Annotated in this window: 13 protein-coding genes; all 13 read right to left on the reverse strand. The window is 38.4% G+C overall.

Annotation, left to right across the window (positions count from 1 at the left end):
- Window positions 1-15: 15 nt before the first annotated feature.
- The 13 genes from BLR42_RS03745 to BLR42_RS03805 all read right to left on the reverse strand — a co-directional run bounded on the left by BLR42_RS03745 (window position 16) and on the right by BLR42_RS03805 (window position 11,973).
- A complete protein-coding gene (locus BLR42_RS03745; protein ID WP_022759941.1) occupies window positions 16-378 on the reverse strand; it encodes an Asp23/Gls24 family envelope stress response protein in 363 nt (120 codons plus the stop codon).
- 149 nt (window positions 379-527) lie between these two features.
- Complete coding sequence (gene rpmB, locus BLR42_RS03750; RefSeq protein WP_022759940.1) at window positions 528-713, reverse strand: 50S ribosomal protein L28; 186 nt, start codon at window positions 711-713, stop codon at window positions 528-530.
- Between the two features lie 146 nt (window positions 714-859).
- A complete protein-coding gene (locus BLR42_RS03755) occupies window positions 860-1,393 on the reverse strand; it encodes a hypothetical protein (protein WP_091819434.1) in 534 nt (177 codons plus the stop codon).
- Between the two features lie 24 nt (window positions 1,394-1,417).
- A complete protein-coding gene (locus BLR42_RS03760) occupies window positions 1,418-1,816 on the reverse strand; it encodes a GerW family sporulation protein (RefSeq protein ID WP_026497523.1) in 399 nt (132 codons plus the stop codon).
- A gap of 16 nt (window positions 1,817-1,832) precedes the next feature.
- A complete protein-coding gene (locus BLR42_RS03765; protein ID WP_091866774.1) occupies window positions 1,833-2,828 on the reverse strand; it encodes a DUF2953 domain-containing protein in 996 nt (331 codons plus the stop codon).
- Window positions 2,828-3,166, reverse strand: coding sequence for a hypothetical protein (locus BLR42_RS03770; protein WP_022759936.1), 339 nt, complete (start codon window positions 3,164-3,166; stop codon window positions 2,828-2,830). Before BLR42_RS03770 ends, BLR42_RS03765 begins: the two co-directional genes overlap by 1 nt.
- 30 nt (window positions 3,167-3,196) lie before the next feature.
- Window positions 3,197-4,615 carry a peptidoglycan D,D-transpeptidase FtsI family protein gene (locus BLR42_RS03775; protein ID WP_091866776.1) on the reverse strand — a complete coding sequence of 473 codons (1,419 nt, stop codon included), beginning with the start codon at window positions 4,613-4,615 and terminating at the stop codon, window positions 3,197-3,199.
- On the reverse strand, window positions 4,599-5,954 hold the full coding sequence (locus tag BLR42_RS03780) for an FtsW/RodA/SpoVE family cell cycle protein (RefSeq protein WP_091866778.1): 1,356 nt from the start codon (window positions 5,952-5,954) through the stop codon (window positions 4,599-4,601). Before BLR42_RS03780 ends, BLR42_RS03775 begins: the two co-directional genes overlap by 17 nt.
- 18 nt (window positions 5,955-5,972) lie before the next feature.
- The gene (locus tag BLR42_RS03785) at window positions 5,973-8,309 is read right to left on the reverse strand and encodes a peptidase U32 family protein (RefSeq protein ID WP_091866781.1); all 2,337 of its coding nucleotides are present in this window, start codon (window positions 8,307-8,309) and stop codon (window positions 5,973-5,975) included.
- Between the two features lie 50 nt (window positions 8,310-8,359).
- A complete protein-coding gene (gene zapA / locus BLR42_RS03790) occupies window positions 8,360-8,767 on the reverse strand; it encodes a cell division protein ZapA (protein ID WP_022759932.1) in 408 nt (135 codons plus the stop codon).
- A gap of 106 nt (window positions 8,768-8,873) precedes the next feature.
- Window positions 8,874-9,911: a Holliday junction branch migration DNA helicase RuvB gene (gene ruvB, locus BLR42_RS03795; RefSeq protein WP_022759931.1), complete on the reverse strand. Its 1,038-nt coding sequence runs from the start codon at window positions 9,909-9,911 to the stop codon at window positions 8,874-8,876.
- A 16-nt stretch (window positions 9,912-9,927) separates the two neighbouring features.
- Entirely contained in the window at window positions 9,928-10,545 is a 618-nt protein-coding gene (gene ruvA, locus BLR42_RS03800; RefSeq protein WP_091866783.1) for a Holliday junction branch migration protein RuvA, read from the reverse strand.
- 39 nt (window positions 10,546-10,584) lie between these two features.
- A complete protein-coding gene (locus BLR42_RS03805; RefSeq protein WP_170832624.1) occupies window positions 10,585-11,973 on the reverse strand; it encodes a GGDEF domain-containing response regulator in 1,389 nt (462 codons plus the stop codon).
- Window positions 11,974-11,977: the final 4 nt, after the last annotated feature.

The raw sequence follows: 11,977 nt of genomic DNA on the forward strand, positions 1-11,977 counted from the left end.
CTACCCTCCTTGACCTTAGTCGATGACACGAACGCCTTCGACGAAGATGTTTATCTTCTCAATTTCAAGGCCGGTGAATTCCTCAACCTTGTACTTAACATTATCTATAAGGTTATCAGTTACAGCGGAAATACTTACGCCATAAGCAATGATTACATGAAAATCAAGTGTAAGCTTTCTGTTAGCTCCGACAGTAACATTAATTCCTCTCTTGATGTTGTCCTTCTTCAGAAGACTGACAAGTCCCTCAGCCACATTTACATTAGCCATGCCGACAATACCAAAGCATTCATTGGCAACGGCGCCTGCGTACTGAGCAATTACTTCATTATCAATTGCAATACTTCCCATATGAGTGTTCATTGAAGTAGACTTCATACTGCACCTCCATTAAAATCGCATATAACAGATTATAAACTAATTAAGCAAAAAATAGAAGTCAAAAAGAGTTTTGCTACCAAAACCCATCTGCTAAGATAAAAAAAGGACTCACTTTCGTGAATCCTTTTAATACTCATCTGCAATAATTAAGCACGCTCAACCTTTTTGGATCTGAGACAGCTTGTGCAAACGTTCATTCTCTTAGTACCGCCGTTAACCTTAACTGCAACCTTATGTACGTTAGCATTCCAGATTCTATTGCTCTTTCTATGGGAATGGCTTACGTTGTTACCGAAATGAACGCTCTTGCCGCATACTTCACACTTAGCCACTTTGACACCTCCTTATAAGCCATATTTTAATCAAATGCATCAAGCGAATAAATAACTACATAAATATATTCGCAACATCACACATGATATCAGAAATGGTAAGCAAATGCAAGCAAAAAATAATTATTTAATTAATAATCTTCTATTTAAGCCTTCATATAAGTATCAAATTGGCGAAGAAGAATATTATATTCTTCATTGATCATATCGCAGAGCTTATGATCACCACATAGATTATCCGGATGATATATCTTCATAAGATCACGATATCTCTTCTTTAGAGCAAGAAGAGAATTGACACCCTGGAAGAAAAATTCCGCTCTGCTATACTCATCCTCTCTCAGGTACCCCTTCTCCTGTTCGAGTTTCTTCCATTCCCGCTCCAGCTTCTTCTTGTCTGCATTGAGCTTATCAAATCCGTCCTTAAGGATCTCTATCTGCTGATCAAATAGAGCCTGATCATCCTTGAATTTTTGCTTGTCATGCTCAAACTGACTTCTTTCAGACTGAAACTTTGCGCGGAATCTTTCCATTTTTGCTTCAATTTCAGCAACTTTTGAGTCGACAGCCTTCTGCTCTGCTTCAAGTCTCTGACTTTCTTTATAAATCCAGAGTCTCATCTCAAAGAGCTCTTCCTCGGTTGCTTTGTCGATTCTTTCTTCACTAATAAACTTTTCCATACGGAACCCCCTAAAACCGTAAAACTACTCCAGGTTCTCTTCTTCAGGAAAGGCAATATCAACCGCGCTGTCATCATCCATCATGTCATTGCCGCGATTCATGAAGCGGTCAGCTATATCGGGAACAAGATCAAGGACCTTGGTTACCGCATCCTGGTTCTTTATATTAACAAGCTTTGTCTGACCGTTTTTTATAACAAGAACCGCGCTTGGCGACATTTTTGCCGCAAAACCGCCGGCCCCTGAATTCTTCTTGTCGGCATTACTTGCACCCGCACCCACTCCGAAGGATACATCCACGAGAGGGACAATTATTGTATCGCCGACCTTAGTGGCTTCACCTACTACGGTCTTGGCTCCCATAATTGTATTCATGCCATTCATTAGAGAATCAACAACGGAATTAAAATTTGAATCTCCCATAAAAAACTCTCCCCAATTAAGAATTTATAATTCGTTTAAATCTTCTATATGTCTTTTTTACATCCTTATTAAAATAAAGAATTGCAGCAGCCCAGATGATTCTGAATACTGTTATCCTTCCTTTAAAATGGATATCACCCTTCAATATCTGTCTCTCAAAATCCGGCACAACATATACTTTGTTAACAAGCAGCGGATAAAGCACACCATATGCCGAAAGGATATCAGCTGTGACTGTCGGATCCTCAAGTCCGATAAGAAATTCCGCCTTAAAACGTTTCGGAATAATCATCTTCAGGACTTTGATAAGCTGCTTTTTTGTGACTTCGAAAGCACGCTTGAAAATATCATTGGATAACGTATTTTTGACCATGTTTATCTTATCACATATTCTAGATGTTGTATATTGGATTTTTAAAAATACATCTTGTGGTACTTTTACTATTTTTATTACAGTATCCAATATTTTTTTCAGAAAATTCAGGAATCCTTTATCCTCATTATCAAAATCATCCGTTTCAAAATTATCTGCTTTTGAATTTTCGTTATTATAATGATTATCATAATCCTTTTTTGGATTTTCTGAGGATTGTTCTTCGAAAGATGATTCTTCGGATACTTCTTCTTTCTTCACATCGCTTGTTACTGTGGAATCTTCAAATCCGCTTTCTTTTTCCGTTTCCAATGCTTCGTCATCGGAAACATTCTCTTCAGATAATTTCTTTTTCGGCGGAAATACCGTGAAACATAACACCTTTACCTTGAACTCCAAATCATCGGGATAGGATATCCCTCCTCTCACTAGATGCAGGAGCCAGCTGAATTTTACATCGGCAGAGACATTTTCTTTTAACTTATCTTTTTCAGTCTGAAGATCAGTTTCTTTAACAGAAGCATTCACTTTGTATCTGATGGGTACAAAAAGAACAAGGAGTAAAATCAGAAGCAATACTCCAAGTATTAAAAGCAAAACTATTCCTATTATTTTAAGAATAGTAAGAAAAAGTGACATCAGTTATTCCCCAAAAGGCTGATAAGATAGCCTTTTATATCTCCTTCCATACCCTTTTTTGAAGCTTCTTCGGAAATCTTTACAACAATATCCAAAGCTTCATTATAGCTTCCTGCGATTCCATATATAAATTCAGGATGTCTCAAATAATACTTCTGTTTAAGGAAAGCACAATGCTTTATTTCAAGCTGCCCCGTCGGAATATCAGATGCGGTAATAACATATATGAAAAGCTGTCCTGCACCATGCTTTAGCTTCCACTTTACAAGGCGAGCATCCTTAATCGAATCGCCTATATATAATTTTGAGAAAAAATTACAACATCCCCTTAATCTCAAAAAAGCCTCCCAACAATCAAAAATAACATTTTACTTTTCGTTAAAACAGCAATCAAACAATCTTTTTGCGATAGGTACAGCAAATTCTCCGCCCGATCCTGCATTTTCAACAATTATAGTGACCGCAATCTCAGGATCCTCATAAGGTGCAAAGCCGGTGAACCATGCATGCGAATCTGATGCAGAATCTTTAAATTCCGCAGAGCCTGTCTTACCCGCAGCATTATATGAAAGACCTTTTAGTTTTGATGCGGTACCTTTTTTCACAACTCCAAGCATCATTTCCTTTAAAAAATCCGATTCTTCTTCAGAAACAAGTGTTTTATAGGCTTTGGGTGAAAAGGTTTCAATCTTTTTTCCATCGGCACTGACAACACTATCGATGAGATATGGTTTCATCAGGGTACCGTTATTGGCAATGGCTGCTGTAATCAGATTCATATGAAGCGGAGTGACAAGAGTTTTACCCTGACCTATGCCAAGCTGCATAGTATCGGCATCTCCCAGGTCGTTATCGCATACTGCAGAAGATACAGAGTAATTCATATCCCAGGGAAGTTCGTTATTAAACATAAGCTTATCTAAGGTTTTCCCGAAAGCATCTCTGTTCAGCTGCAAAGAAATATTAGCAAAAGATGAATTACATGATTTGGCAAATGACAAGGGAAAATCAAGGCTTCCATGATTCTCTCCATGAAAACATCTGATAACATCATCACCTGAAGCAAATTTGCCATTACAGTTAAATTTATAATTTTTATAATCTTCGCCAATTTCGCGATAGTATTCTAAAGAGGTAACAATCTTAAAAGTTGATCCCGGAGGATAGAGCCCCTGTGTTGCCCTGTTAAGTAACTGGGTGTTACTTTTATCATTTGTAATAGAATCCCAGTCTTTTAGGATGGTTGCAGGATCAAAATCCGGTTTGGAAACAAGAGCAAGTACCTTACCTGTTTTTACTTCTGTGACTATTATTGCACCATCTCTTGCAGAAAGAGCTTCATAGGCAGTCTGTTGCAAATCAACATCAAGAGTTGTGTATACATCATCTCCGGGAAATTTTTTGTCATTTTCCTTAGCTTCTGCTTTACTTTTTAGTGCTGCATTGGAATTGATAAGGTAATAGTTGGCAAGATCTTCTATTCCGCTCCTTCCATTTACGGAAAAGCCCACAACATGAGAAAAAGTTTTACCAAAAGGATACTCTCTCGTTTCATTTCCCTCTTCATCGGTTGATGTAATTGCGAGTGCCTGACCGTCAGCAGAGTAGATTGTGCCTCTGGTATTTTGCTTTTTCAGAAGCTGCTGATGTGCATTATAACTGTTATCCATCATCTCCCTGTGATTGGTAATAGCATAAATTGATATATAGGAAATCATGGATATAAAAAGGATCACTGTAAAAACACCGATTATAATTATGGGATAAGATTTATTTTTTTCCTGCATTTATCTTCTCCCTTTTTCTTTTCAAATATTCCTGATATCTCTCATCGCTTCTTACAAGACATTCCCCCTCAATTAGAGAAAACATAATGATTGTAACCATTACTGAGGTACCGCCATAGCTTACGAGAGGAAGCGTTACTCCTGTAAGCGGAATGAATTTGGAATCTCCGCCAACAGTAAGAAATACCTGAAAAATATATGTTATTCCAAGACCTGTACATAATAGTTTGCCGAAGGAATTTTTTATTTTATATGCTTCCAGAAGTATCATGATAAAAGTTGACACACAAATCGCAAGAAGGCATGATGCAAAAATAATTCCCATTTCCTCGGCAATTGCGGCAAACATAAAATCCTCTTCAACATAAGGAATAGAGGAAGGAGTTCCTCCGTAAAGGCCAAGCCCCCATAGTCCGCCGCCGCTTATCGCAAAAAGAGACTGAGTTATCTGATATCCGGTTGAATCTATAGTGGTCCACGGATCACTCCAGGCCTGCACTCTTTGCTGAACATGCGGAAAAATCTTGTATGCCAGAACACTTGCAACAGATCCTGCAAGAATTCCTGATATCAAATAGAAATAACTGTCGGTAGCTACAAAAAGTACACATAAATACACAACAAAAAATATCAGTGCGCTGCCAAGATCCTTAAGCAGAACAAGTATGATGACATGAACAGCGGCCAGCGCTGAAGTTAGAGCAACAGTCTTAAAATCCTTATTTAAAGATAGTACGGAAGCTATAAAAAAGACGTAAATAATCTTTACAAGCTCCTGCGGCTGGAATGATAAGCCGGCAATTCTAAAGCTTATTCTGGAGCCGTTAACAACAGAACCATAAATTAAAATAATCCCCAGAATTAAAATTCCAATTGCGGCAAAGACATAGCCTCTTCTTTCCAAAAACTCCAATCTGAACAACAGCTCCGGTATGACAAAGGCAAGTACCAATGATGCACTTGAGATAATGAATTGTCGTATTCCTTTCCCATAAGATATTCGCGTAATCATTATCATCCCGACCATAAGCATCATGCACATGTTGTTGATAATCAGCCTGTTTCCATCGGGATAAACCATATGAAACATCGATATTGTGCTTGCAAGCACAAGCGCCTGTATCATCAGAAGAAAGAAATAACGTTTACTTCCGGTCTGTGCAATAATCTGAATAAAGCATGCAAACTGGGTAGCAAATAGGGATATGATCTGGAGTAAGTAAATCCAGCTTCTTCTCTTTTCACCTCTGTACATGAAAACAAGGAAGCTGAAAAACGTATATGCTCCCATGCTTCCTGCAATCACATATTTAGATATTTCTGTCAGGTATAATTCCATAAGCTGTCTGATTTTCCATTAATCCGCACTGCGTTCAAAGTGGCCTGTAGTGTAGTCTTTTGCGGATAATATATTTTCATATTTGTTTTTGTCTGATTCTGCAGCGAAAAACAGGCTGTTATAAGCAAACAGCACATCTCTTACTTCTTCCGATTTTTCGGTTGTAAAATCAAGACGATAAATAACATAATATTTGGAAGCAATGCTCTTTAATTTATGTATTTTCTTAAAGAGTGAAACAGGAACACTGTTCCAAATAATATTATAACAGTGAAAGCAATCACATGTAACAGGTAGTATTCTTCCGGTTCTGTCAATCAGCTTGTCATTTTCATAGTTGATAGCTTTTCCTCTGTCACCGGTACAACCTTTTAGCGTATTTTTAATGCAATTGGCAGTTAGCATCATGGGAACTCTTCCGTAAATCATAGTCCCTACGCTGATTTTTTGATCAGCGTCAATGGATATCGTTTTTTCTTCACACAAACAAGACAAAAGGTCTTCCGCTTCATGATGATTAAGCTCCAGTGGAAGATTAAATCCAGCGAACGATAAGTCCTTAAGGACTTCACAATATGAAGAAAGAGCTTCATGATTCCAGATATAGAGTCCGTAATCAGTTATTATTTCTTTCTTGAACTTGTATTCTTTAATAATACTCAGTTGTTCAAGGTTTCTGACAAGCACGCCGTCATAATCTTTGCTTTCGGCAATATCAAGAAGGCTTTTTATCTCCTTCCTGCAATCAATGAAGTTTTCATCTCTTGTAATGTAAGGAAGACTAATATAATTTCTGCATTTAGATGATAAATGCAATTCATCGTTTAAAAGGACAATTCTGCTATCTATATAGATTGCATTAACATTTTCAGATTCTTCCGAATATCTCACAGCTTCTTCTAATTGCGCTTTTGTTAATACAGAGATCAAAAATCCTTCATTTTTCTTCGGTGTCAAAGATCCTGATTTATCCGACTTAGATTCTTTCTTCTGATATTCATTTGAATACCCTCTGAATTTGCATATTTCATCTTCAAGCAAACATACAGCATTTCTTCGCAGCTCATTTAAAGCCTTGTTTGGTATAAAGATATTATCTGTGTCTATTTCTATTTTTTTATCAACAAGTTCGAAATGAGTATTTCCAAACTTTGAGAGCTGTTTTTCTATATCGGTTGCAGACATAGGTCTTTTTTGAGCTGTCTGCACAATTTCTCCAATGGCTGTTATAGATAAATTTTCATCTATTTCTGCGCATTTTTCCAGGCGTAAACTAAGTTCAGCTTCTTTCCCGGCCATTAGTTTACAGTTTAGAAAAACCGGTAGTTTCTTCTCTCCGTTAAGATATTTATTTCGTATATCACAAAGAACAGCATCATCAGAGCCATTGTAGGCAGGACTGTTAAGTGTAACCATATCGGCTCCGTTATGCTTAAAGTAATATCCCTCCCCTGTCTCAGAACGAAGATACAAAGACGCAAGGATTCTTTTATCCACGGATGTCGCCTTTATCTGAATTTTACCGGGTTCAAAAGGCTTGGCAGAACTTTTTTGATCATAGTAATTATCTATAAGCTTCCTGTAAATTGAAGTAACACCAGCAGCATATTCGGGCTTTTTCATTCTTCCTTCTATCTTGAATGAATCGATGCCGGCTTCTATAAGCTCGGGAATACGATCAAACATGCACATGTCTTTAAGACTGAGTGCATAATATTCAGTATTCTTAGAAGTCCTGTAAGGAAGTCTGCAGGGCTGTGCGCAACGTCCTCTGTTACCGCTCCTCTCTCCAACCATGCTGGAGAACAGGCATGCTCCGGAGTAACAGTAACACATTGCACCATGTATAAAAGCTTCAATTTCTATGCTATGTCCGTCAGGAAATTTGCAATTATCATGTATTTGTCTGATTTCATCAAGAGAAAGCTCTCTCGCGGGTACTACTCTTGAAGCTCCAAGTTCCATAAGAAGCGATGCTCCGGCATTACCCGTAATTGTCATCTGCGTACTGACATGCAATTCTACCCAGGGGAAAGTCTCCCTTATAATCCGGAATATACCAAGATCCTGAATTATTGCACCATCGAGGCCGGCATAAGCAAATTGTGCAAAAAAATCTATAAAAGCAGGAATTTCTTTTTCCTTTAGAAGAGTATTTACAGTGAGGTAAATCTTTTTTCCAATCAAGTGGGCATAGCGAATAGCCTTAATCACTTCTTCATCTGTGAAATTGTCTGCAAAAGCTCTTGCGCCAAAGCCCCGACCACCAAGATATACAGCATCAGCACCAGCGTTAAAGGCACCAATCATGGTCTCATAATTGCCGGCGGGAGCAAGCAATTCTACTTTATCCATAGATAAACCTTTCCTTAAGATGAAAAAGGCTGCCAATCGGCAGCCTCATATTACTTTTTCAGAGTTTTAAGCTCTGTCTCCATCTGGATTATCTTTCTTGAATCCTCTGAAATGTCAGACTGAAGATTCTTAACATTTTTCTCTGTGTTTTCAAGCTTTATTTGAGTAGCAATCAGCTCATGTTTTATATCGTAAAGTTCTTTTTCCTTATCACTGAGTTGACCTTCAAGCATTTCTACCTGTTTCTTTGCTTTGAAATAGTCATCTGCGATATTGAGCTGAAGCAGAACATTCTGTGTATCCACGGGCTGTCTCTTAAAGCCGTCCATCTTGTTGTAATCAGCTATCTTATTGTTGATATAAGAAGCAACCTTCTGCAGATATTCTTCACTCTCGTATCCACTAAGTGTAAAGACCTTACCGCCTATAATTACCTCTGTATCTGTCTTAGAAGCCATAGTTTTCCTCCCCACCTTAAAACTAAATATGTATTAAATTATATAACTTAGAAGTAAGGATTAGCAATAGTATTGGATGTTATTTAATAATAAATATACCACAACATCATGTATTTGTCATCCCTGTGAGCCCAAGATGTGCATATGCAAGGTCTGTAACAACTCTTCCTCTCGGGGTTCTGTTTATAAGACCGTTTTTCAAAAGATAAGGCTCATATACATCCTCAATAGTACCGGGGTCCTCTCCTATTGAAGCCGCCAGTGTATCAAGACCGGCAGGACCTCCGCCAAATTTTTCTATAAGTGTAAGAAGAAGTGTCCTATCGTTATGGTCAAGCCCCAGTTTATCTACATCCATCAGATCCAGAGCTGTCTTGGCAACTTCTTCTGTGATCACACCATCATATCGAACCTGGGCATAGTCACGCACCCTCTTAAGAATTCTATTGGCGATTCTTGGTGTACCGCGACTTCTTCTTGCCATTTCACGTGCACCGTCTTCCATGGTTTCAACTCCAAGTACCTTTGCTGATTGCATAATTATTTGCATGAGTTCAGGTGTCTCATAGAACTCCATTTTATAGAGCATTCCAAATCTGTCGCGAAGCGGAGCTGTAAGCATACCTGCTCTTGTAGTGGCTCCTATAAGAGTAAAATGAGGAAGATCTAGTCTTATAGATCTTGCAGTCGGTCCTTTTCCGATCATAATATCTATTTTGAAATCTTCCATTGCAGGATAAAGAACCTCTTCCACCTGCCTGTTTAGTCGGTGAATCTCATCAATAAAAAGTACATCACCCTCTTTAAGATTATTTAGGATTGCTGCTATTTCTCCGGGCTTTTCGATTGCAGGTCCGCTTGTTACTTTGCAATGTACACCCATTTCATTTGCAATAATCTCAGCAAGCGTAGTTTTACCAAGTCCGGGAGGTCCATAGAGAAGGATGTGATCAAGACTTTGATTTCTCTTTTTTGCGGCTTCTATAGAAACCACAAGATTTTCCTTGATTTTCGACTGACCAATGTAATCAGCCAGTCTCTTCGGGCGAAGAGATCCCTCTATTTTTTTGTCTTCATCAATTACCTCTGCATTAACGGCACCGTTGCCCCGCTCTGCAGAGGTTCTTATTGTTCTTTTTTCCATACCTTTTTATATCCTCTTAAATTAGCTCTTTTAATGCAAGCTTAAGAATACCCTCAGTATCTTCTGCAGCTGCACCGCCATCTCCAATGACTTTCCTTACAGCACGAGAAGCTTCAGATAGACCATAGCCAAGACTTACAAGTGCTTCAACTGCCTCATTTGAAGGTTCATCAGCTCCGGGAACCGATATATTCCCACCGTTTCCACCGGCTTTTCCGGACAAAATATCATCATCGGAAATTTTATCCTTTAGTTCGAGGACAAGTCGTTCCGCTGTTTTTTTACCAACTCCGGGAGCCTTGCTTATTGCTTTGGAATCACCTGAAACAATTGCAAATCTCAGGTCATCCGGTGTCATGACTGATAAAATTGCCTGCCCTCCTTTGGGGCCAATGCCGCTCACACTAATAAGAAGCTTGAAAAATTCAAGCTCATCTCTTGTAAGAAATCCGTACAAATTCATGGCATCCTCACGAACACTCATATATGTATAAAGTTTTATCGGTTCTCCCTTAGAAGGAAGTCTGTCTGCAGTATAAGCAGAGATATTGACATTATAGCCAATACCTCCGACATCTATAATTGCCTGCAGATCTCTTTTTTCATCCAGTATTCCGTTAACAAAAGCAATCATTATTAAAGAGCTCCAATTAAATTATTTTTTTGGAAATATTTACTTATTTGAAAAATCCCCGGATCTTCTCTTACCATCATTTTCACTGTTGGAAGAGATGATCTCTGTCTCATAGGAGACATTTATTTTTGAAGAAAAATCAAGTGTTTGCCAGGAACTAATCAGTCTTCCAATAACATTATCGATATATTGTTCGTCAATATCCGGCAAAAACAGGAAAAACTCATTTACACCGTTTTGCATCATGACATCACTCTTTCTGAGTGAATTCGATAAAAACGTACCGAATTTCTTCATGCATTCGGTAAATTCAACTTTAGTCATATCAGATGAAACGGGCGTCGCATTAAAGAGCACTTTATATGCGGTACCGTTATAGCTTCTGATATATCGCAACATATATCTGTAAATGTGGCTGAACGCATCCTGCCCTATCCACATTGCGCTGTTATAGGTTTCGTTTTCCTTTAACAAATTACTGATTCTGTCTATCTCGTCCTTGGAAGCAACATCATATTCAATAACCTGTTTCATGGAATCCGAGAAAATATTGTAGCCATGCTTACCATGCTGCTTAACCTGATAAAGCGCGGTATCCGCCTTTCTGAAAAGCAGGTCGTAGTCTCTACCGTCGTTCGGAATAAAGGATACACCTATGGATACGCCAATATTAAACGGCAGCGTATCTCCTACCATCTCATGCATTTTGACAGCAAACTGCTGATTGATTCTTTCATTCAGAGAGCTGATACCATTTTCTCCCTTAAAGTTTTTTAGGAAAATGACAAATTCATCGCCGCCTATTCTGCCGATGATATCCTGCTCACGAGTATTGGTTTTAATAATATCTGAAAATGCTTTAAGGACAAGGTCTCCCTTGTCGTGCCCGTAAAGATCGTTAACCTTCTTGAAATTATCGATATCAAGAATCATTAAAGCTCCGTCTGTTTCCTTACATACGGATATCATTTTTTCATTAACAGCCGATTTATTTAAAAAACCGGTAAGACCGTCTATCGTCGCATCGTTAATAAGTTCCTTAATTCTTGAAGTGTTTTCAAGAACATTGGAAATTCTTTTAAGAAGTACATCTTCATTAAGAGGCTTATGGATATAATCGACCGCACCAAGCTGGAGGGCTCTGTTCTCTGAGTTTTTATCTTCGTCGGCAGTTAAAAAGATTACAGGGGTTTCCTCTTCACCTCTGACCTTTTCCTGTTTGCGAAGTCTCTCATAGGTCTCAAAGCCATCCATTTCAGGCATAAGAATGTCCAGTAGAATCAGATCAGGTTTATTGTTCTTTAAATGAGCAAGAAGCTTTTTTCCTGATTTGATCGCAGTGACACGTATATTATTCTGGCTAAGAATATTACCTGCTGCAAGCAGATTGGTCATGTCATCATCGACCACAAAAACCCAACCAGCCATTTTC

Origin of the sequence: Butyrivibrio sp. INlla16 (assembly GCF_900104155.1) — a bacterium.
GTDB lineage: Bacteria > Bacillota > Clostridia > Lachnospirales > Lachnospiraceae > Butyrivibrio.

Coding starts and splice junctions, on each gene's coding strand:
- BLR42_RS03785 (WP_091866781.1), bottom strand. CDS start 8,309: ATGGATAAAGTAGAATTGCTTGCTCCCGCCGGCAATTATGAGACCATG.
- BLR42_RS03805 (WP_170832624.1), bottom strand. CDS start 11,973: ATGGCTGGTTGGGTTTTTGTGGTCGATGATGACATGACCAATCTGCTT.
- BLR42_RS03755 (WP_091819434.1), bottom strand. CDS start 1,393: ATGGAAAAGTTTATTAGTGAAGAAAGAATCGACAAAGCAACCGAGGAA.
- BLR42_RS03745 (WP_022759941.1), bottom strand. CDS start 378: ATGAAGTCTACTTCAATGAACACTCATATGGGAAGTATTGCAATTGAT.
- zapA (WP_022759932.1), bottom strand. CDS start 8,767: ATGGCTTCTAAGACAGATACAGAGGTAATTATAGGCGGTAAGGTCTTT.
- ruvA (WP_091866783.1), bottom strand. CDS start 10,545: ATGATTGCTTTTGTTAACGGAATACTGGATGAAAAAAGAGATCTGCAG.
- BLR42_RS03775 (WP_091866776.1), bottom strand. CDS start 4,615: ATGCAGGAAAAAAATAAATCTTATCCCATAATTATAATCGGTGTTTTT.
- BLR42_RS03765 (WP_091866774.1), bottom strand. CDS start 2,828: ATGTCACTTTTTCTTACTATTCTTAAAATAATAGGAATAGTTTTGCTT.
- BLR42_RS03760 (WP_026497523.1), bottom strand. CDS start 1,816: ATGGGAGATTCAAATTTTAATTCCGTTGTTGATTCTCTAATGAATGGC.
- BLR42_RS03780 (WP_091866778.1), bottom strand. CDS start 5,954: ATGGAATTATACCTGACAGAAATATCTAAATATGTGATTGCAGGAAGC.
- ruvB (WP_022759931.1), bottom strand. CDS start 9,911: ATGGAAAAAAGAACAATAAGAACCTCTGCAGAGCGGGGCAACGGTGCC.